At 70.1% G+C, this 19,294-nt stretch carries 16 protein-coding genes; 6 read left to right on the top strand and 10 right to left on the bottom strand.

Annotated elements, in window-relative coordinates; translation table 11 throughout:
• Nucleotides 1-74: 74 nt before the first annotated feature.
• Both ACFYR3_RS24115 and ACFYR3_RS24110 read right to left on the bottom strand, forming a co-directional pair.
• Nucleotides 75-2,498: an ABC transporter permease gene (locus tag ACFYR3_RS24115; protein WP_389284696.1), complete on the bottom strand. Its 2,424-nt coding sequence runs from the start codon at nt 2,496-2,498 to the stop codon at nt 75-77.
• Nucleotides 2,495-3,187 carry an ABC transporter ATP-binding protein gene (locus tag ACFYR3_RS24110; RefSeq protein WP_355854257.1) on the bottom strand — a complete coding sequence of 231 codons (693 nt, stop codon included), beginning with the start codon at nt 3,185-3,187 and terminating at the stop codon, nt 2,495-2,497. Before ACFYR3_RS24110 ends, ACFYR3_RS24115 begins: the two co-directional genes overlap by 4 nt.
• Nucleotides 3,188-3,408: 221 nt before the next feature.
• On the opposite strand from ACFYR3_RS24110, the gene ACFYR3_RS24105 reads away from it, so the two are divergent.
• A complete protein-coding gene (locus tag ACFYR3_RS24105; protein WP_356785491.1) occupies nt 3,409-4,803 on the top strand; it encodes a histidine kinase in 1,395 nt (464 codons plus the stop codon).
• Entirely contained in the window at nt 4,800-5,495 is a 696-nt protein-coding gene (locus ACFYR3_RS24100; protein WP_389284695.1) for a response regulator, read from the top strand. Before ACFYR3_RS24105 ends, ACFYR3_RS24100 begins: the two co-directional genes overlap by 4 nt.
• A 49-nt stretch (nt 5,496-5,544) precedes the next feature.
• On the opposite strand, the gene ACFYR3_RS24095 is transcribed toward ACFYR3_RS24100, so the two are convergent.
• The 6 genes from ACFYR3_RS24095 to ACFYR3_RS24070 all read right to left on the bottom strand — a co-directional run bounded on the left by ACFYR3_RS24095 (nt 5,545) and on the right by ACFYR3_RS24070 (nt 12,126).
• Nucleotides 5,545-6,537: a hypothetical protein gene (locus ACFYR3_RS24095; RefSeq protein ID WP_355854249.1), complete on the bottom strand. Its 993-nt coding sequence runs from the start codon at nt 6,535-6,537 to the stop codon at nt 5,545-5,547.
• A 41-nt stretch (nt 6,538-6,578) separates the two neighbouring features.
• Nucleotides 6,579-7,544 carry an SCO2521 family protein gene (locus ACFYR3_RS24090; RefSeq protein WP_389284694.1) on the bottom strand — a complete coding sequence of 322 codons (966 nt, stop codon included), beginning with the start codon at nt 7,542-7,544 and terminating at the stop codon, nt 6,579-6,581.
• On the bottom strand, nt 7,544-8,530 hold the full coding sequence (locus ACFYR3_RS24085; RefSeq protein WP_389284693.1) for an SCO2522 family protein: 987 nt from the start codon (nt 8,528-8,530) through the stop codon (nt 7,544-7,546). Before ACFYR3_RS24085 ends, ACFYR3_RS24090 begins: the two co-directional genes overlap by 1 nt.
• Complete coding sequence (locus ACFYR3_RS24080) at nt 8,527-9,447, bottom strand: SCO2523 family variant P-loop protein (RefSeq protein ID WP_355854293.1); 921 nt, start codon at nt 9,445-9,447, stop codon at nt 8,527-8,529. The genes ACFYR3_RS24085 and ACFYR3_RS24080 overlap by 4 nt, the downstream gene beginning before the upstream one ends.
• A gap of 2 nt (nt 9,448-9,449) precedes the next feature.
• A complete protein-coding gene (locus tag ACFYR3_RS24075) occupies nt 9,450-11,291 on the bottom strand; it encodes an SCO2524 family protein (protein ID WP_356785486.1) in 1,842 nt (613 codons plus the stop codon).
• 70 nt (nt 11,292-11,361) lie between these two features.
• Nucleotides 11,362-12,126, bottom strand: a complete 765-nt coding sequence (locus ACFYR3_RS24070) for an SCO2525 family SAM-dependent methyltransferase (protein ID WP_355854238.1) — start codon at nt 12,124-12,126, stop codon at nt 11,362-11,364.
• On the opposite strand from ACFYR3_RS24070, the gene ACFYR3_RS24065 reads away from it, so the two are divergent.
• A complete protein-coding gene (locus ACFYR3_RS24065) occupies nt 12,125-12,748 on the top strand; it encodes a GNAT family N-acetyltransferase (RefSeq protein WP_355854235.1) in 624 nt (207 codons plus the stop codon). The genes ACFYR3_RS24070 and ACFYR3_RS24065 overlap by 2 nt on opposite strands.
• A gap of 17 nt (nt 12,749-12,765) precedes the next feature.
• Here ACFYR3_RS24065 and ACFYR3_RS24060 read toward each other — a convergent pair whose 3' ends face one another.
• Complete coding sequence (locus tag ACFYR3_RS24060) at nt 12,766-13,203, bottom strand: ATP-binding protein (protein ID WP_389284692.1); 438 nt, start codon at nt 13,201-13,203, stop codon at nt 12,766-12,768.
• A 204-nt stretch (nt 13,204-13,407) separates the two neighbouring features.
• Between ACFYR3_RS24060 and ACFYR3_RS24055 the strand changes: the two genes are divergently transcribed.
• Complete coding sequence (locus ACFYR3_RS24055; protein ID WP_356785482.1) at nt 13,408-14,238, top strand: helix-turn-helix transcriptional regulator; 831 nt, start codon at nt 13,408-13,410, stop codon at nt 14,236-14,238.
• The gene (locus ACFYR3_RS24050; RefSeq protein ID WP_355854226.1) at nt 14,235-14,447 is read left to right on the top strand and encodes a DUF397 domain-containing protein; all 213 of its coding nucleotides are present in this window, start codon (nt 14,235-14,237) and stop codon (nt 14,445-14,447) included. The genes ACFYR3_RS24055 and ACFYR3_RS24050 overlap by 4 nt, the downstream gene beginning before the upstream one ends.
• A gap of 174 nt (nt 14,448-14,621) precedes the next feature.
• Here the strand turns inward: ACFYR3_RS24050 and ACFYR3_RS24045 are convergent, their stop codons facing one another.
• Nucleotides 14,622-15,590 carry a hypothetical protein gene (locus ACFYR3_RS24045; protein ID WP_389284691.1) on the bottom strand — a complete coding sequence of 323 codons (969 nt, stop codon included), beginning with the start codon at nt 15,588-15,590 and terminating at the stop codon, nt 14,622-14,624.
• A 451-nt stretch (nt 15,591-16,041) separates the two neighbouring features.
• On the opposite strand from ACFYR3_RS24045, the gene ACFYR3_RS24040 reads away from it, so the two are divergent.
• Nucleotides 16,042-19,260 carry an alpha-L-rhamnosidase gene (locus ACFYR3_RS24040; protein WP_389284690.1) on the top strand — a complete coding sequence of 1,073 codons (3,219 nt, stop codon included), beginning with the start codon at nt 16,042-16,044 and terminating at the stop codon, nt 19,258-19,260.
• Nucleotides 19,261-19,294: the final 34 nt, after the last annotated feature.

Genomic DNA, 19,294 nt, shown 5'->3' with positions numbered 1-19,294 from the left:
CCCTCGCCACCGGCGCCGCGCGGTTCAGGCCGCCGCGTCCCGGCGGGGACCGCACGGCGTCGACCGCCCGCCGGTCACTCGGTGCGCAACGCCGTGGCCGTACGGACCTTGGCCGCCCAGCCCGCCGGGACCATCGCCCCCAGCAGGGCGACGAGCACCCCGGCCAAGCCCAGCAGCAGCAGTTGCGAGGTGTCGTACACCTCGAGGACCGACGGCGGCAGGCCGGTGCCCGCGGCCTCTCCCATGACCGGCAGCACATAGCCGTGCAGCGCGAACCCGGCCGGGACGCCGATCAGCCCGCCGAGCACACCGATCCCGGCCACCGAGGCGAGCACGAGCGTCACGGTCTGCCGCGGGGACATACCGAGCGCCTTGCACACTCCCAGGTCGTGGACGCGCTCGCGGGTGTCCAGGACCACGGAGTTGAGCACTCCGAGGCCCGCCACGGAGACCAGCATCAGGGTGAGGAGCCCAGCCATCGCCTCCAGTACGAGGATCATGTTCTCGCCCTCCGGGGCGGAGTCGGCGAAGACGTCGCCGCCCAACGGCTTGACCACCTTGCCGAGTTCTTGCGCGTAGTCGGCGGGAGAGACCCCCGGCTCGACCTCGATGTGGAAGGCCTGCGGCTCCACCGTGGCGAAGCTGTCGAGATCCGCGTGGACCCGCGTACCGTCGTCCGAGGTGTCGAAGGCCTCGCCGACGATCCGCAGACGCACCGTCTCCTTCTCGAACGTCACCCGCACGGTGTCGCCGATCCTGGTGCCCGTCCTCTCCAGGAAGCGAGTGGGCACCACGACCTGGCCCCGCCCCGAGATCCAGTGCCCCGCGATCATCTCGTAGCTCCCGGGGCGGGAATCACCCTGGTAGAGGACGGCCCGGACGGTGCCGGAGATCCCGCGCACCGTGGCGTCGCCCGTCGCCACGCCGTAGTACGAGGCGGTGCCGGGCTGCGCCGCGACGGCGGCACGCACCGCCTCGGGATCGGCCGACGGCTGCTCCTGGTTCGGTCCCGAGGCGGCGGGCGCGCGCTCGGGGCCGGCCGCGGACTGCTTCGGCGCCTTCTGCACCCGGCCCGGCCCGGAGCCGGCGGCGGGGCCGCCACTGATGGCGGTGACATCGGCGCGGTTCTCGGGATCCTGCGCCCCGGCGACCGCGTCGAGGGACTGCGTCAGTCCCACCGCGAACGTCGCGGCCACGGTCCCGAAGGTCACCGCGAGCACCATCGCGATGGCACGCACGGGGTGCGCGAAGGGACTCGCGAGGCCGTACGTCACCGGCCTGGGCAGCGGGAGCCGCCCGGCCGCGCGGTGCGCCCACTGGCCGCGCGCGGAGCGCGGCGCCCTGCCGACGGCGATCGCCTCGACCGTACGCAGCCTCCCGGCCCGCAGCGCGGGCACCAGGGCCGCGATCCCGACCACGAGCAGCGCACAGGCCGGCACCACGACGTCCACCCACCAGGCCACCGAGAGCGACACCGTGCCGTACACGGACTCGGTGTCCTCCAGCAGCGGCACGGCCAGCAGGTTGCCCAGGACGACACCCAGCGCGATGCCCGCCCCGGCCGGGATCAACGCCTGGGCCACATAGGCCCGTACGACCTCGCGCGGGGTGAATCCAATGGCCTTGAGGATGCCGATGCGGCGCAGGCTCGTGCCGACCGAGCCGCTGATCACGCTGCCGACGATGATCACCGACATCACGATGCCGAGCACGCCGAACGCGAACAGGAACGGGATCGTCGCCGCCGCGCCCTGATCGGCCGCGCGTTTGGTGTCCAGCCACGACTGCGTACCGACCAGCGCCCCGGAGGGCAGGGCGGCGGCGAGCTTCTTCCGGTCGGCCGCGATCCGGGACTTCGTCCCCGCGGAGTCGAAGCGGTAGAGCATCTGGCTCGTGAGGCCGCTGTCCCCGGTCGCGAGCGACCTGGCCTGAGCGGGGGTCGCCCAGACGTCGGCGCTCCCGCCGGCGGACAGCGCGAAGCCGACGACGGTCAGCGTCCGCGCGTCCGCGGTGCCGGAACTCATCAGTGTCGAACCGAGCTTGAGGTCCGGGCCGGAGAACGAGGCGGACAGCACGATCTCGCCGGACTTCCGTGCCCACCGGCCCGACTTCAGGTCCAGTTCGTCCACGTCGCTCCGCGGACCGGACCGTCCGAGCAGCGTCAGCGCGGGCAGGTGTCCGCCGTCCCGGCCCACCGGGCTGATCGTCGTGGACGGGAAGGGTCCCGCGCTCGCCGTGACCCCGTCCAGGCGGCGGGTGCTCGCCAGTTGAGCCGCGCTCACCCGGTCCGGGTCGAACTCCGCGGTGATGTGCGCGCCGTGCTGCTGCCCGAAGGCACGGTCGAAGGGAGCGTTCGTGGCGACCATGAGGGACCCGGCGACCACGGCCGAGGCCACCGCCATCATCGTGGCCACGGCGATCACCAGCGTCTGGACGCGTCGTCTGCCGACCCCGGAGCGCACCACCCGCCCCAGCGCGCCGCTGCCGAGCCGGCTCATCGGACGGCCTCCGCCTGCGTGTCGACGGCGACGTGGCCGTCCACCAGATGGATCGTGCGGTGCGCGCACGCCCGGGCGAGCTCCAGGTCGTGCGTGACGAGGACGACGGTCTGCCCGCCGCGGTGCAGATCCACGAGCAGCTCCCGTACCTCCTGCCCCGACGCGGTGTCCAGCGCGCCGGTCGGCTCGTCGGCGAGCAGCAGGGCGGGCCGGTTCACCAAGGCCCGTGCCACCGCGACCCGTTGGCGTTCGCCGCCGGACAACCGCCCCGGGTAGGCGCGGGCGTGCTTCTGGATTCCCAGCACGTCCATCAGCTCCCCGGCACGGGATGCCGCCGCTCGCCGGGCGGTCCCGGTCAGCTGGGCGGGAAGCTGGATGTTGTCGGCGACGGTGAGGTCGTCGAGCAGATTGAAGAACTGGAAGACCATGCCGATGTGTTCGCGGCGGAACCGGGCCAGCGCGTGCTCGCTCAGCCGGTCGATGCGCTGCCCGGCCACCGTCACGGTGCCCTCGCTCGGCCGGTCCAGACCGGCGACGAGGTTGAGCAGCGTGGATTTGCCGCTGCCGGACGGACCCGTCACGGCGAGGGCCTCGCCCTGGGCCACGCGGAGGTCGACCGGTCCCAGCGCCGCGGCGTCGGCGCCGCCGTACCGCTTGGCCACGCCCTCCAGTTCGATCACCTGAGTCATGGGTGTGTCCGTCCTTCGTGGTCGAGGAGCCGCTGCCCGGTGCGGGCCCGGTGAACGTACGGGCGGACGCCGGCCGGGCGCGTCGGCCGCGGCACCGACATCGGGCCCTCCCCGCGGAGGACCCGGCCGAGGGGTCATCCCCGAGGAGTACTCCTGGCGGACCGGGGACCCGGCCGCGCAGGCGGACGCGGACCCGTGCAGCGGGGCCACACAATGTGCGGATGAAGACGGAGGACCCGTACGGGCGGCCGCGTGACGAGCCGTTGGCGGGCGCATGGCGAGAGCGGGCCGGTGACGTGCTGCGGCCGGGGACGTGGTGGGCGCACGTCCGCGACGCGATGCGGCCGGAGGGTGAGCCCGCCCCGCTGTCCCGGCGGGCGGTGCGCGTGGACGTGGTGCTGGCGGTCGTGCTGACGGTCGTCGCGCTGGTCGTGGCGGCGCGCTACCCCGGCGACGGGCCGGTACGGATCAGCTCCAGGGCCGTGTCCGAGAGCCGGGGCGCATTGAGGTACCCGGTGCGGCCTCCGGCCCCCGGCCCGGAGTCCCCTGGCCCGGTGGGCCCGTACGACCCACGGTCCTCCGCGCCCTGGGTCCTGGTCGTGCTGTCGGCGCTGCCGCTCGTGGCCAGGCGCAGGTATCCGCTGCTCGCGTTCGGGGTGGTCGCCGCCGCCGCACTGGCCATAGGTGACCGCGTCTCCTGGATCAACGTGCTGACCTGCAGTATCGGCGCGTACGGAGCCGTCGCGCACAGCCGCTACCGGACGCGGGCGATGGCCGCGCTGATCGTCGCCGCCGTGCTGGCGGGTGTCGCGTTCCGGGACTCGGACCCCGTGCTCCCCGGCTGGTCCAGCCCCGCCGTCGTGCTCCTGGTCGTCGGGGTGCTGGCCAGCCTCGTCCGCTTCGGGCGCCTGCGGCTGGAGGCCAGCCGGAAACGCTTCACGGACCTCCAGCAGGCCCAGGAGAAGGCCATGCGACGGGCCGTCGAGGAGGAGCGCGCCCGGATAGCCGCCGAACTGCACGACGTCGTCACCCACAATGTGAGCGTGATGGTCATTCAGGCGGGCGCGGCGCGCAAGGTGATGGACGCGGCCCCGGAGCGGTCCAAGGAAGCGCTGCTGGCGGTGGAGGCCGGCGGCCGCGCCGCCATGGCCGAACTCCGCCATGTGATGGGCCTGCTCGCCGGCCCGGACGCGGCTGCCGACAGCCCCGCCGACGGCCTGGAACCGCAGCCCGGCCTCGGACAGCTCGACGCCCTCGCCGAAAGGGTGCGGGCCGCCGGGACACCGGTGGGCCTGGCGGTGTCGCTGCCGCCCGGGCCGCTGCCGCCCGGGGTGGAACTCACGGCGTACCGCGTCGTCCAGGAGGCGCTCACCAACACGATCAAGCACGCGGGAGGCGCCGGTGCGTCGGTGGCGATCGGCTTCGCCGGCCCTTGGCTGGAGATCGAGGTGACCGACACGGGAGCCGTCCGGGACTCGCCTCCGGTGGACGGCAACGGCCGCGGACTGATCGGGCTGCGCGAGCGGCTCGCGGTCTACGGCGGCGAGCTCACCGCCGGGCCCACGCTCACCGGCGGATACCGGGTCACGGCCCGGGTCCCGTGGGAGTCGCTGTGAACGGTCCCGCCCTGCGCGCCGTCATCGCGGACGACCAGGCCCTGGTGCGTACGGGTTTCGGGATGATCCTCGCCGCCGACGGCATCGAGGTGACGGCCGAGGCGGCGGACGGGGCCGAGGCCGTCGACGCCGTCAGGCGCACCCGGCCCGATGTCGTCCTCATGGACATCCGGATGCCGCGGATGGACGGCATCGAGGCCACCCGGCGCATCCTCGGCGGCGGACCCGACGGCTCCGACGGCACCCGGGTCATCATCCTCACCACGTACGACCTCGACCACTACGTGTACGCGGCGCTCACCGCCGGAGCGAGCGGCTTCCTGCTCAAGGACGTCACCCCCGAGCACCTCGTGGCAGCCGTGCGCCTCGTGCGCTCCGGCGACGCGCTGCTCGCGCCCACGATCACCCGCAGACTGATCGAGCGCTTCGCGCACCGCCAGGAGTCCCCGCGGACCGGCCTCCACCGGGACCTGTCCGGGCTGACCCCGCGCGAACTGGAGGTGTTGCGCCTGCTGGCGACGGGCCTCAGCAACGCCGAACTCGCGGACCGCCTCTTCCTCAGCCCGACCACGGTCAAGACGCATGTCGGCCGCATCCTGTCGAAGCTCGACCTGAGAGACCGCGTACAGGCCGTCGTACTCGCCTACGAGAGTGGCCTGATCTCCCCGCAGGGCCCGCCCGGCACCGGCTGAGGGGCGGGGCCGGGACGCCTCGGTTCGTCGACCGGCGGGACGGGAGACCTCACGCCTGGGGGTCGGGTGACGGCTCCGGCTGGGCGGAGGGTTCGGTGGCGGTCGCCCAGAGTTCGTTGAACGTCCTCACCTCGCCGTCGATGCGACGGCCGTCCGCGTCGAGTCGGGTCTTCACGTTGCCCTCCTGCCGGTCCGGGTCGAACTCCAGACACAGCTCGCTGTCGAATATGACGACGTCTCGTGCGGCCGCTGCCCTGCGGTTCCGCCGCTCGGGAGATCCGGAGGAGGACAGGACGCGGAAACGCACGTCGATGCTGAAGCCGCGCTGCTCTTCGCAGAGTTTGAGGAACCGTGTCATGAACGCGGGATCGTTCCGCTCGGATTCCTTGATCATGAACAGCCGTCGGATGGTGACACTGCGGGCCCGCATCGCTTCTATCTGGGCGTCCAGGTACGGCTTCGCCGAGTCCGTGTCCCAGAAGGGCTGGTCGACGGAACTGCTCGTGGCGTCGATGGTGCGACGCGCGCACTCGGTGAGTCTGATGAGCCATTCGGTGTTGTCCCGGGGCCACTGGGCGGTCATCCCGGTCAGGTCGGTGACGACGAAGGCAAGACTCTCCGTCTCGGCCCGGGCGAATGCCTTCACGATCTCCGGTCCCTGCTGCCCGACCCGGCTCAGACTCTTGATCAGGCGTCTCGCGTCGCCGGCGCTCATGCCCGCCTGGTCCAGGTCGCGCAGGAGTCCGGCGGCCTCGCTGAGCTCGATGAAGTGTTCCTGGTGCTCTCGGCTGCGCTCCTGCTGCCCGGTCTCCATCTGCGCCAGCCGCTGCTCGAAGTCGACCATGTACTGGACGATGAGAGCGGATCCGCCGATGACGACGGACACCGCGATCTTCCACAGCTCGTCGCCGGACTGGTGCACCAGGTTGGTGAGCACATACGCGATGGTGCTGACGACGACGGTGACCAGCGTCTTGAGCACAATGGGCGCTATCCGCACCCCGCCCGCCACCGGCCCCGGCGTCCCCGATGCTCCGTGCATTGTCGTCTCCCCCGCCAGATGTCTCCCAGGATGCTGCCCGATCAGCGCGAGGTCGGCACCTCCTCACGCAACCGGATTGCGTGGAGCGCGAGTTGGTCCCGGACGCGTTGTGTCAGCGTGTTCCACTGTCGGCTGAGGCCCGGGGTCTTCTCCAACTGGTCCCAGACACTGTGCAGGGCGGGGTCCAGGCGGGCCCTGGGCATCCACAGATGCAGCAGGTGGTCGACGAGCGGGCGCAGCACTTTCAGAACGCTCCGGCTGTCCGTGGTGCTGACTCTCAGGCCGTCGAGTCTGTCCGCGACGGTCGTGAGCAGCCAGTCGTGCAGGGCCAGGTCCTCGCAGAGTCCGGCCGCCGCGATGAGCGGGGTACTGCCCGGCAGGCGGAGTTCGAGGGTGCGCAGGCGTTCGTCGGCCATGGTGAACAGTGCGGACGGTTCCTCGTCGGCGGCGGCCGTCGTCACCGTCCAGCGCAGTGTGGTGTCGGCGGCGCGGAGCGGGGCGTCGTGGTCGAGGATCCGGTGCTGGGAGATCCTGGCCAGCATGCTTTCGGCGATCGATCCGACATCGAGCAGGCCTGGCTGAGGGTTGCCGAGAAGGCCCTGGGCGACCGGCTTCTCGGCCAGTCCTCCGATGGGGATCAGGGATCCGGGCCGGGCCAGGTAGTAGCCCCAGGGCTGTCGGCGGTCGGTTCCGGAGGCGGGGAGCGAGAAGGAGGCTGTGGACTGGAGGACCCGGCCCTCGATGAGCAGGGCGCGGGTGGTCACGGTGCCCACGGCACGCACGCGGGCGCCGGTGGAGGCGGGCAGAGCGCAGTCGACGCCGGTGAGGATGTCCGGGGAGACGGCGAGACGGTTCGGCCGCCGGGAGATCCTGACCCGTTCGTCGGCGCGCAGGTGCAGCAGACGCGTGGCCGCTCGCTCGTCCAAGGCGTTGCCGGCGGGCAGCATGCAGGTGCGTACCTCGCCGCAGGCGATGGCGGGGGGTGTGTGCGTGGCGAGGTGAGTCATCACAGTCCTGGTGGAAAGACGTAGGACGTGCGGTCGGCGACATCCGCGGGCACGGTGAAACTCTCGCGATTGGAGCGCTGGTTCACCTGCTCCTGCACCTGGGCCTCGATGTGGACCTGTTCGAGGATGACGCGTACGGCGTGTTCGACGGGCATGAACCGGGTGGGCAGCACGCTGCAGGTGAGGTAGGCGGTGAAGGGCTGGGCCCGCGGGTTCAGCCTTACGACAGACGGCAGTTCGTCCCAGTCCTCGGGGAACTCCCTGTCGTCCCAGGGGGTCGGCGCGAGCACCGCGCGGCCGTTGTCGCGCAGGAGCCCCAACCGGACCAACTGCCAGACAGCGGCCAGGAAGGCGCAGGACCAGGTGCGCCGCTCGTCCGAGTCGCTCCACAACTCGACGTCCATGAAGACGGAGTGACCGCGTGCGCCGGTCTCCGACGGTGGCTGCCAGACCGCGCCGGCGGAGTCCAGGGCCGCTGAGGTGCGCTGGGTCGGGGCGCGCCGGCCGTTGCTGAGCCAGCCGATGCGGCTGACGGGCGGCCGGAACCCGCTGCTGCCGGGCGGCGGGGACTCCACGAGCCGTTGCAGAACGGACTCGGCCGGGTGGACCTCCGCACGATCGGTGCCGGCTGTGACCGCGCAACCGGACTCGCGGGCAAGGTAGTCGATCGTCAGTCCGGCCTCGGCGGCGGCGGCCAGGAGCGGGGGGATCAGCTCGGCCGGTGTGGACAGCCGGGAGAAGTAGTCGTCGATCAGGAAGCAGGTACTCACGCGCGGTCTGCCGCCCGCGAGCCGGGTGCCGACGCCGACGCGGGCGGCGTCCGCCCACGGCCTTGCCGTCGCGAAGTGCCGACGAAGGCGGTCGCCCCCCTCGGTGAAGTCCTCCATGTACAAGTGCCCCAGTTCCAGGGACACATGGGAGAACGGCACGGACTCCGTGCGGGGTTCGGCGCTGGTCTCCCGGAAGACCGAGCTGGGTTGGTTCACAGCTCCCCCCAGTACCTCTCGTCGTTCAGTCGCCGAGCCAGGTCACCCATGGCCTGCAGGGTCTCGTTGGCGGCGATCCTGCGGTCGTGTACGTCCGCGTCGGTGATGAGACGCTCCTGCCACTGGAGGACGGGTTCCAGCGGAATCGATGCCAGTACCCGGCTCTCGCCGATGCCCCGGTCGGCGGCGAGTTCCTCGAGTGCCCGGTCGCACTGCCGCATCCACGCGTATTGGGCGGGGGTCACCTGGGCCCACAGGGGTGACTCCAGGTCGGGTACGGCGGCTCGGACGAAGCGGATGGAGCCGCTGAGTGTGTCGGGCCGGTGACCTCTGGCCGCACCGGCCTGCACGATGCCTTGCCTGCCGAAGGTGAGTTCGGCGGCGGCTCTCACATGCTGGTGGGTCCAGCGGTGGAAGACGAGCCAGCGCTGCTTCAGCTTGTCGAGCCCACCGCGGGGCGCGGTGGCCGCGAGGACCAGGTCCATCGCGTAACTGCGCCCGGCGCTGAGGTCCACGACGATCATGTCGAATTCTCGGTTGAGGCTCAGTACGAGGTCGACGCATCGGTGGAGTTGGTCCTCCCCGGTGACGAACTCCCCTCCGGAGCGGTCGCCCGGGAACAGGACGAGCCGGCCGGATCCGCTAGGCCGGTCGCGCAGGTCGGGGTGTTCCGTGCGCGCCCAGACGTCGACGCGGTGCGGTTCGCCGGTCGTGCCTTGGAGATAGGAGTGCAGACCGGTTCCCTGGACCTCCAGGTCCGTGGTGGGCAGGTCGAACACGGCGGACGCGGTGGGGGATCCGAAGTCGAAGTCCAGGAAGCAGACGTCCGCTCCGTCCAGGGCGTGACGGTAAGCCAGATTGGCGCTGGTGACGGAGCGGCCGGTCCCTCCCTTGTCCGAGGCGGCGAGCACGAGCACGGTCACACCTCCCGGTCCGCGGCGCGGGCGAGGGTGTCGAGCCGCACGAGGACGTCGAGCGCCAGCGCGAGGGCGGTTCCGGGCCGGCGTTCGATCAGTTCCCGGGCGCGCCGGAGGTCCGCTTCGATGCCCTTGGTCCATTCTCCCTGCTGGGTCCTGGAGGGCGGTGCCGGGTGATCCTTCTGTTCCCTGCCCAGCAGATGGGCGGCTTCGCTGATCGCCTCCCTCGCCGTGGCGGACAGTGCGAGGCTCGGGATCGGCGGACGGTCGAAGAGACCGTGCGCGGCGACCATGCATTCGGTGACGCGCTCGGTGACGCTCCAGGACGGCGTCGTCGTGGGAGCCGGTGACTCGGGGTGGACGGACCGCACGTCGTCCCACAGTCCGGCGCCCTCGCCTTCGGGGACACGGCGCCGCCACACATGGTCAAGGACGCTCTCGGCCAGTTGGAGCAGACGCTCCTCGGACTCGACGTTGCCTGCCAGGGAGCAGAGTTGGACGGCCCGCTTGAGCAACTGGGTGGAGAAGTCGTTCATCACCCAGGCCATGGTCGGGCCGAGTTCGTCACTGCCCAGCAGTGGCATCGTGATCCCGGGGCTGTGCAGCGCGACGGCCGGGTCGTCACGAATGGTGCGCCCGGTGATCCGGCCGCGTTCGGCGAGGCGTTCCATGACGGTGACGATGCGGGTGAGGTCGTGGTCGGTCGTTCTTCGGCGCATCAGGTCGTGGACCAGGATGGAGACGACCGTGAGGGAGAAGTACTCCGATTCCAGCCGCTGCAGCGTGGTGCGCCAGGGGATCTCCTCCAGAGGCCAGGCGTCGTCGTCGAAGCGGGCGATGGTCGACCAGTACTGCTGGGTGATCTCGAAGCGCAGCCTCAGGGCCGAGGCCAGTTGCTGCTGTTCGGCGTCGAGCAGGCCGAGGGTGAGGGTGCGCTCGGAAAGGAGGTCGATGATGCCGTCGAGGGCGACGACGGTGAAGTGGAGGTACGGCACGGGGTGAGCGACGCCCCCGGGCTGCGCGCCGCGACGGGTCCGCGACTCCGTGTGGATCTCGGGGGCGTCCTTGACCACGCCCCACGCCCAGCCGCACTCGAACAGGCGGTTCTCGTTGCGGAGTTCGTCGCGGACGTCGTAGGGCAGCCCCAGAGTGAGGCTCTCGGTGATCAGCGCGCGCAGCGGCTTGAACCGGCGCTGGAATCGCTGCATGACCTGCCGGTCGGACAGACGGCCTCCGCCGAGCAGGCCCGCGAGCGCCTGCCCTTGACCGGACGAGATCTCGACGACGTCGACGGTGAAGGAGCGCAGCAGGCCCACGATCGCGGCGGTCAGCCGCTCGCTCGTGTCTTCCCAGAGCTGGTCGATGCGGGCCCGGGCGGACGTGCGAGCGGTCGACCGGTACACCTTGAGGAACCCGAGGGTGGCCAGGCAAAGGCTCACGGACATGGAATAGGAGTCGACCACATCGAGTTCTCTCTGCTCCTCGGAGAGTTCCCGCTCGGGGTCGACGGAGGCGAAGTAGTGGCCACCGGCGAAGGTGGGGGCTTCACCGTCGTGGTGCTTCTTCATGAACTCACCCAGGATCTCGATGAGTCGCAGCGGAATGTCGGTGGAGTCTCCCGCGTTGCGCAGAGCCTCTCTCACATCCCTCTGGGTGGTGTCCGGGTCGTCCAGGCGGAATGCCGGGATCTCCGTCGCGGGGTACAGAAGGCAGAGCAGTCGTTCCGCGTCGGCGACACTGCTGAGACCACCCCGTTCACCCCAGGACCACGCTCCTTGCTCGAAAGAGTGACGGGCCAATGCCCGCCACATATCCAGCAGGTGCTGACGCGGCTTGATCCGCATTCCGTGCTCCCCCTCACCGGCCCTCTCGCCCGGCCGCGGATTCCTGAATGGCCCCTCGGAAGCCGCCCGCTCACCGGAATCCGCACGCGAGGATCATGGACGTATAGCCGGGCCGCACCTCCCCCGGACCGCCGATCCGGTGGGTCTGCACGTGCTCGGTGCGGCGCTCTATGCTGGCGCTGATTTCGGCCTGCTTCACCTCGCACGAGGGAAACCAGGTGTCCCCCACCTGATATCCCTCGGAATTCTCCATGAAGGCAGCCGCGAAGGGCGCTCCCGGAACAAGGGACTCCAGGAAGTGTTCGACAGCGCAATGGAATTCATCGGGGGAGGTGGAGATGGACTCGGCGACGAAGAACATGGTCCCCACCTGCCACTTCTCTCCTCGCTCGGCGGGCTTCAGGACATCGCCCTGCTCGACCCGCGCCACATCGCCCAGTCGCTGCCAGGGGCCACCCGGCATCGACGCGTAGGCGTCGTCCAGGCACAACTTGCGCCAGAAGTCGTCCCAACTTCCGTCGTGCCGGGCGAGTTGCTGCCGCAGATAGCGGAGGTTGGGCTTCGCCTTGTCCAGCAAGGTGATCTCGTCGCACCAGGGCAGCATCGAGAGGGCCGGATAGAGATTGGCTCCCGCCCCCACGTCGATACCCCGGACCGGCCGAGCGGGAGCCTTACGGAAATGATCACTGAAGTGAGCGCGAACGATCGACATGATCGTCTCGTCCACGGACAGCACCGTGCGGTAGTTGTTCTGGACGTAGAGTGCGGGGTCGAAGGCGTCCCACGGCGCGTCCGCGTTCAACTGCGCCTGTTTTCCGGGTGATCCCAAAGGCATGCTCCACGGTATCAACAGAGCCGATCCACGACTTCCCCTCCTTCTGAATCCCTGCCGACAAAGGAGGCATGAGGGGCGCACGGTCGCATGCGGCACCCGACACCGGATCCGAGGACTTGAACGGGCCGAGCGGCAGGGCGATTCTGGTTCGATGCGAGCACTTCACCCTTGGTTCGTCCGGGTCAGCAAGGCCAGCGATCGAGACATGTCCGATCTACTGCGTCTGGATCACGAAGTCTTTCCCGCCGATCCGTTTCCCTTCTCCCTGATGCGTCAGTTCATGGACATGTACCCGGACCATCTGCTCGTAGTGGAAGACGACGACGGCCGCGTCTGCGGCTACGTCCTGGCCACGCCACCGCACAACGGGCAAAGCTGGATCGTCAGCCTGGGAGTCTCACCCGGCATGCGAGGCAAGGGAGTGGCTCGGCAACTGATGCTGGAAACCCTCAAGAAACTCCGCACCGCGGACGCGGAGACCGTCCTCCTCTGGGTGGAGCCGGCCAACGACCCGGCCATAGCGCTCTACCTGTCCCTGGGCTTCGCGCGCGACCCCTCGGGCCCCCGCCCGGACCACTTCGGCCCCGGCGCCCATCGCCTCCTCATGACACTCGACATGTGACCTCTCACCCGCCCTGTTCAAGGTGTGCCCGCCGGCGTGGGGAGGCGTACCTCCGCCCATACGGTCTTGCCGGGGGCGACCGGGCACGGGGTGACTCCCCAGTCGTCGGCGAGGGCGTCGACGAGGAGGAGGCCGCGCCCGGATGCCTCGTCCGGGTACGGCGCCGCCGGGACCGGCAGTCTCTCGGCCCGTGTGTCGGTGACCTCGACCCGTAGGACGCCGTCGGTCCCGGCGAGCCGGAGGTGGAAGTCGCGGCCGGGAACATGGCCGTGCCGGACGGCGTTCGCGGTGAGTTCGGCCGTGATCAGGGTGACGGTCTCGTTGGCCGATGACGTGTACGGGTGACCCCACTCGTTCAGCCGGTGCGAGATGAGACGACGGGCGAGTCGTGCGCCGCGTGGGGTCGATGTGAACCGCATCGCGAACTCCCGTACGACCACCGTGCGTTGCGGCATATGCCTGTGTGGGGGAATTTCCGGCTTCATGGGGAGAACGGTCGCGGCCCGTGCGTAGCTTTGAACAGGCATGACGCGCGGACCGGCACCCGTTGTACGTGACGGCTGCTCGGTTGTACGCGGAGTGAGGCGTGACCGGCCTCCCCCGCGGCGCGTTGGCCGCGGGAGCGGTTCCATCGGCGGTACGTACGGGAGGTGCCGGGCGTGGAGGAGCAGCGGGCGGAGAGTGAGTACGAGTCCGGGGCGGGCATCCTGCACGTGTTCGGACGGCAGTTGAAGCTGTTCCGGGAGCGGGCGGGACTCGACCGGACGGAACTGGGGGCGCGGACGGGGTACTCGGCGTCGACGATCGCCTCCTTCGAGCAGGGGAGGCGAATCCCGCCGCCCAAGTTCATCGACCGGGCCGATGAAGTACTGGACGCGGGCGGGGTGTTGGGCGCGGGCAAGGAGGAGGTGGCTCGGGCGCAGTATCCGGCCTTCTTCCGGGATGCGGCGCGACTGGAAGCAGAAGCGGTTGAGCTGCACGTCTACGCGAATCAGGCAGTACCAGGTCTCTTGCAGACCGATGAGTACGCACGGGCCGTATTCACCATGCGGCGCCCGTTGCTGGACGATGAGATCGTCGAGCAGCGGGTCGCAGCGCGCTTGGCCCGACAGGGGATCTTCTCTCGGATGCCGCTGCCCACGATCAGCTTCGTGATCGAAGAGTCGGTTCTACGACGTCCACTGGGCGGTTGGCCCGTAATGCGCGGCCAGTTGGAGCAGATGCTGCTCCACGGCCATCGGCGTAACGTCAGAGTCCAGGTGATGCCCACGGAGCGCGAGGACCATGCGGGACTTGCAGGTCCGTTCACCTTGATCGAGACCTTGGAAGGGCGGAGGATCGCCTATGCAGAGGTGCACAAGGACAGCCGCCTCTACACGGAGCGGAAGTCGGTCCGAGAACTCGAAGAGCAGTACGGGATTCTGCGCGCCGAGGCACTCACTCCGCGCGAATCGCTGGCCTTCGTTGAGAAGTTGCTAGGGGAGAGATGAGCGTCGTAGACCCGGTTGGGATCGTGCCCGAGTCGGCCTGGAGCAAGAGCAGCTACAGCAGCGGCGAAGGGGGCGAGTGCCTCGAAGTAGCCCCCTGGATGGGCAACACACTCGTACGCGACTCGAAAAACACGGCCGGACCCATAGTGAGCCTCGGCAACAACGCCTGGACCGACTTCGTCGGCTTCGCGGCCGGGCACGCCGGCTGAGGCGAAAGCACGACCTTCTCGCACCCTGCGACCGTCCACGATCGGTTCCGGGGCGCGAAGAGGCAGGAAGGGGCAGGAAGGGGCAGGCCAGGGGGCCTTCCATCGACCTCGCCCTCGCCTTCCCCCGCCAGAAACCCAGGTGTCCGACCTGCGGAGTCGGTATGACTTCGCCCGTCAATGAGACGCGACCACGCGAAGCTCCATCTCGTGTCTCGCCTCACTCCGCAGGGTCGCCTCCAGATGGTGCAACTCGGTGACGAGCCGGTCTTCGTGACCGAGCGCACGGCCGGCCAGGCCGATCAACGAGTCGTCCCCATGAGGGGAAGACCACTCGAAGAGAAGGTCGCAAACGGCGTCGCTGCTCTCGTCCGGATCCGGCGCCGCACGCAGACCGACCCATCGACGGTCCAGCCAGTGACTCAGGAGGACGGTGAATGTCTCGATGCAGTGCCGCTTCCTGTCGGGGCCCTCGTCGGAACCCAATTGCGCGACCAGCTCCGCGTACAGCTCCGGTATACCGAGTCCCAGCACGCGTGTGCCCGCATACGCCCAGTAGTCCGAGCCCGGCCCGCCGCCGTAAGCCTGCCAGCGCGGGTTCCACAACAGTCGGGCGAATTCGGCGCGCGCGGCATCGCCATGCAGAGCGATGCCAAGGATCAGGCCACCGTTGCAGTCCGTGGATGCGCCGCCCTCGCCCCACTCGACGAGCTTTCCCAACCATGATGGGTCACCCGTCTTCGCGGCAAGGATCGGCAGGAACTCTGGGAACACGTTGGAGCCGATGTGCCGCTCCAGTGCCTCCGCGATCTCGGTCCGCAGTCCCTGACACGACAGGTGCAGCAATCCCAGGCACGCATCCATCGCCTCGTGGTGATCGTGGTGAGGACCGTCGACGTACTCCCACAGCATCCGCTCGGCCGACTCGCACCCCAGGTAACCGACGGCGTGCAGCACACCGGTCGGCACACCTTCGCGCAGCCTGCCCGCCTCGACGCTCGCTTCCAGCAGGCGTTCGGCCACACCGATGTCTCCGTGCCGGGCGAATACCGGAACCAGCTTCTCGCGCGCTCCGGGATCATCGAGGAACACCGGGAGAAGCGCCTCGACGTCGGATCGGGACCCGTACCGCAGCACCACGTCCACGACCATCGACTCCCACCGCCAGGTCACCGTCTTCGGATCACTGACGTACCTGTCGAGCAACTCCCGCGTCGCCCACGAAATCGCCACCCCGACTACCACCTCTGTCTAGACAACGCCGTTCATCATGGCCGAGGACCCGGCTCAGGGCCACGGAGTTCCGACGCACCTCTCCGGCCCCTCGCCGCCGGGCGCGGGCGTGGGCGGTCACGACTGCGGCCATCCTGCGCGCGGCAGCATGCCGGGACCCGTGCCGAAAGCGGGCCGCCCACCGATTGAAACCGTTCAATCCTCAAGCGAACGAACCGGCCGGATCCCCGTGATGACACGGATCAGCAGCGCCGAATTCCGGAAATCGCCTGCACACTCATTGACCCTCACCCCTCACACCCCTACGTTCACCGCTGGGAAGTTGATTTGAATCGATTCACAACTCCTAAGTGAGGGGCCGCAGTTGATCAGCAGGAGGAACATTCTCGCGGGCGCGGCGGGTGCCGTCGCCGCGACGGCCGCCGGAGCGGGACCGGCCGCGGCCGCACCCACGTCGGCACCGGCGTCCGCGCCAGCCGGGTCGCGCGCCCGGCGCGGAGCTCCGCGCATCACCGCTCCGACCGTCGAGTACGTCCAGCACCCCTTGGGGCTCGACGCGCAACACCCCCGGCTGAGCTGGCCGTTGGTCTCGGACAAGCCCGGGACGCTCCAGAGCGCCTACCAACTCCGCGTCGCCTCCAGCGCGTCGAGGCTGTCCCGTCCGGACGTCTGGGACAGCGGGAAGGTGACGTCCGATCAGTCCGTCCTCGTCCCGTACGCCGGTCCTCAACTCACCCCGCGGACCCGCTACTTCTGGTCCGTACGGGTCTGGGACACCGATGGCGCGGCCTCCGGCTGGAGCGCGCCGTCCTGGTGGGAGACCGGACTCATGGACGCGCGGTGGTCCGCGGACTGGGTCTCCGCTCCCACCGTCCTCACGGACGCACCCTCCCTCGAAGGCAGCAACTGGATCTGGTTCCCCGAAGGAGATCCGGCGAGCAGCGCTCCGGCGGAAACGCGATGGTTCCGGCGGGTGGTCGATGTCCCCGACGGTGTCACGGCGGCGAAGATCGCCATCACCGTTGACAACGTTTTCTCCCTGTCCGTGAACGGCGCCGAAGTGGCCCGCACCGATCTGGCGACGGACCACGACGGCTGGCGCCGTCCCGCCGTCGTCGACGTCCTCGGGCGGCTGCGCCCCGGCCGGAACGTCCTCGCGGTCGCGGCGACCAACGCGACGGTGGGGCCCGCCGGTCTGATCGCCGTTCTCACCCTGAGCACGGCGTCCGGCGAGCAGCGGATCGCCACCGACACCTCCTGGAGGACGACGGACGCGGAGCCCGCGGGCGACTGGCGCGGGGACGGCTTCGACGACAGCGGCTGGTCTGCGGCGAAGGTGGCCGCCGCGTGGGGGTCGGGCCCCTGGGGCAGGGTCGTCCCGGCGTCGTTCGCCGCCAACCAGTTGCGGCACGAGTTCACGCTCCCCCGCAAGAGGGTGGCCCGCGCCCGCCTGTACGCCACGGCCCTCGGCCTGTACGAGGCCCACCTCAACGGCCGCCGGGTGGGCCGCGATCAGCTCGCCCCCGGCTGGACCGACTACCGCGAACGCGTCCAGTACCAGACGTACGACGTCACCTCCCTCCTGCGGCCCGGCGCCAACGCCATCGGCGCGTATGTGGCGCCGGGCTGGTACGCGGGCGACGTCGGCATGTTCGGGCCTCACCAGTACGGTGAACGCCCCGCGCTGCTGGCGCAGTTGGAGGTCGAGTACGCCGACGGGACGAGTGAGCGCGTCACTTCGGGTACGGACTGGCGGGCCGCGGCGGGGCCGATCGTCGCGGCCGACCTGCTGGGCGGCGAGACGTACGACGCGCGGATGGAGACCGCCGGCTGGACCTCACCCGGTTTCGACGACCGGGCCTGGCTCGCTGCCCGCGCCGCGGGCGATGCCGTTCCCCCTCAGATCGTCGCGCAGGTCGACGGCCCGGTACGCGTGGCCGGTGAACGGCCGGCCGAGAAGGTGACCGAACCCGCGCCGGGCGTCTTCGTCTTCGACCTGGGCCAGAACATGGTCGGCTCGGTCCGGCTGCGCGTCTCGGGCGACGCCGGGACGACCGTGCGGATGCGCCATGCCGAGGTCCTCAACCCGGACGGCACCCTCTACACCGCGAACCTGCGCTCGGCCGCGGCGACCGACACGTACACCCTCAAGGGAGGCGGCGAGGAGACGTACGAGCCGCGCTTCACCTTCCACGGATTCCGCTATGTCGAACTCACCGGGTTCCCCGGCACTCCCTCCGCGCGGGCCGTGACCGGTCGCGTGATGCATACCTCGGCGCCGTTCACCCTTGAGTTCGAGACCGACGTCCCGATGCTCAACCAGCTTCACAGCAACATCACTTGGGGGCAGCGGGGCAACTTCCTCTCCGTCCCGACGGACACGCCCGCGCGCGACGAGCGGCTGGGCTGGACCGGCGACATCAACGTCTTCGCGCCCACGGCCGCGTACACGATGGAGTCGGCCCGGTTCCTGGCCAAGTGGCTCGTGGACCTGCGTGACGGCCAGACCGCGGAGGGCGCGTTCACGGACGTGGCCCCGATGGTCGGTACGGTCGGCAACGGCGTCGCGGGCTGGGGCGACGCGGGTGTCACGGTCCCCTGGTCGCTGTACCAGGCCTACGGGGACCGGCAGGTCCTGGCCGATGCCTGGTCGTCCGTCCAGGCCTGGCTGACCTACCTGGAGCGTCACAGCAACGGCCTGCTGCGGCCGGCGGACGGATACGGGGACTGGCTGAACGTCTCGGACGAGACGCCCAAGGACGTCATCGCCACCGCGTACTTCGCGCACAGCGCCGACCTCGCGGCCCGGATGGCCACCGCGCTCGGCAAGGACCCCGCGCCCCACACCGCCCTGTTCGAGCGCATTCGGGAAGCGTTCCAGAACGCCTACGTCGGCGCCGACGGGAAGGTGAAGGGCGACACACAGACGGCGTACGTTCTCGCCCTGTCGATGAACCTGCTGCCGGACGCCCTGCGCACGGCGGCGGCCGGCCGTCTCGTCGAACTGATCCGCGCGAAGGACTGGCACCTGTCGACGGGCTTCCTCGGCACGCCCCGGCTGCTGCCCGTCCTCACGGACACCGGGCACACCGACGTCGCCTACCGGCTGCTCCAGCAGCGCTCCTTCCCGAGCTGGGGCTACCAGATCGACAAGGGCTCCACGACGATGTGGGAACGCTGGGACTCCATCCGGCCCGACGGCAGCTTCCAGACCCCGGACATGAACTCCTTCAACCACTACGCGTACGGCTCGGTGGGCGAGTGGATGTACGCCAACATCGCCGGCATCTCACCGGGCCGGCCCGGCTACCGGGAGATCGTCGTCCGCCCCCGGCCGGGCGGCGACGTCACCTCCGCCCGCGCCACTTTCACCTCCGTGTACGGCGAGGTGTCCACGCGGTGGCACCAGCGCTCCGGCGGCTTCGACCTCACCTGCGCCGTGCCCGCCAACACCACGGCCGAGGTGTGGATCCCCGCGACCGGACCGGACGCGGTCTCCCACACCCGCGCGACCTTCCTGCGTACGGAGGACGGCTGCGCGGTGTACCGGGTCGGTTCCGGCAGTCACCGGTTCACCACCTGACCGAGGGCCCGAAGGGGAACCAGGACCGAGCGTC

Origin of the sequence: Streptomyces sp. NPDC005784 (genome assembly GCF_042871525.1) — a bacterium.
Taxonomy (GTDB): Bacteria; Actinomycetota; Actinomycetes; order Streptomycetales; family Streptomycetaceae; genus Streptomyces.
The sequence above is the reverse complement of the archived record's forward strand: the minus strand, read 5'-3'. Positions and strand labels throughout refer to the sequence as shown.

Coding starts and splice junctions, on each gene's coding strand:
- ACFYR3_RS24075 (WP_356785486.1), bottom strand. CDS start 11,291: ATGCGGATCAAGCCGCGTCAGCACCTGCTGGATATGTGGCGGGCATTG.
- ACFYR3_RS24115 (WP_389284696.1), bottom strand. CDS start 2,498: ATGAGCCGGCTCGGCAGCGGCGCGCTGGGGCGGGTGGTGCGCTCCGGG.
- ACFYR3_RS24050 (WP_355854226.1), top strand. CDS start 14,235: ATGAGCGTCGTAGACCCGGTTGGGATCGTGCCCGAGTCGGCCTGGAGC.
- ACFYR3_RS24090 (WP_389284694.1), bottom strand. CDS start 7,544: ATGACTCACCTCGCCACGCACACACCCCCCGCCATCGCCTGCGGCGAG.
- ACFYR3_RS24070 (WP_355854238.1), bottom strand. CDS start 12,126: ATGCCTTTGGGATCACCCGGAAAACAGGCGCAGTTGAACGCGGACGCG.
- ACFYR3_RS24110 (WP_355854257.1), bottom strand. CDS start 3,187: ATGACTCAGGTGATCGAACTGGAGGGCGTGGCCAAGCGGTACGGCGGC.
- ACFYR3_RS24060 (WP_389284692.1), bottom strand. CDS start 13,203: ATGCCGCAACGCACGGTGGTCGTACGGGAGTTCGCGATGCGGTTCACA.
- ACFYR3_RS24065 (WP_355854235.1), top strand. CDS start 12,125: ATGCTCCACGGTATCAACAGAGCCGATCCACGACTTCCCCTCCTTCTG.
- ACFYR3_RS24105 (WP_356785491.1), top strand. CDS start 3,409: ATGAAGACGGAGGACCCGTACGGGCGGCCGCGTGACGAGCCGTTGGCG.
- ACFYR3_RS24095 (WP_355854249.1), bottom strand. CDS start 6,537: ATGCACGGAGCATCGGGGACGCCGGGGCCGGTGGCGGGCGGGGTGCGG.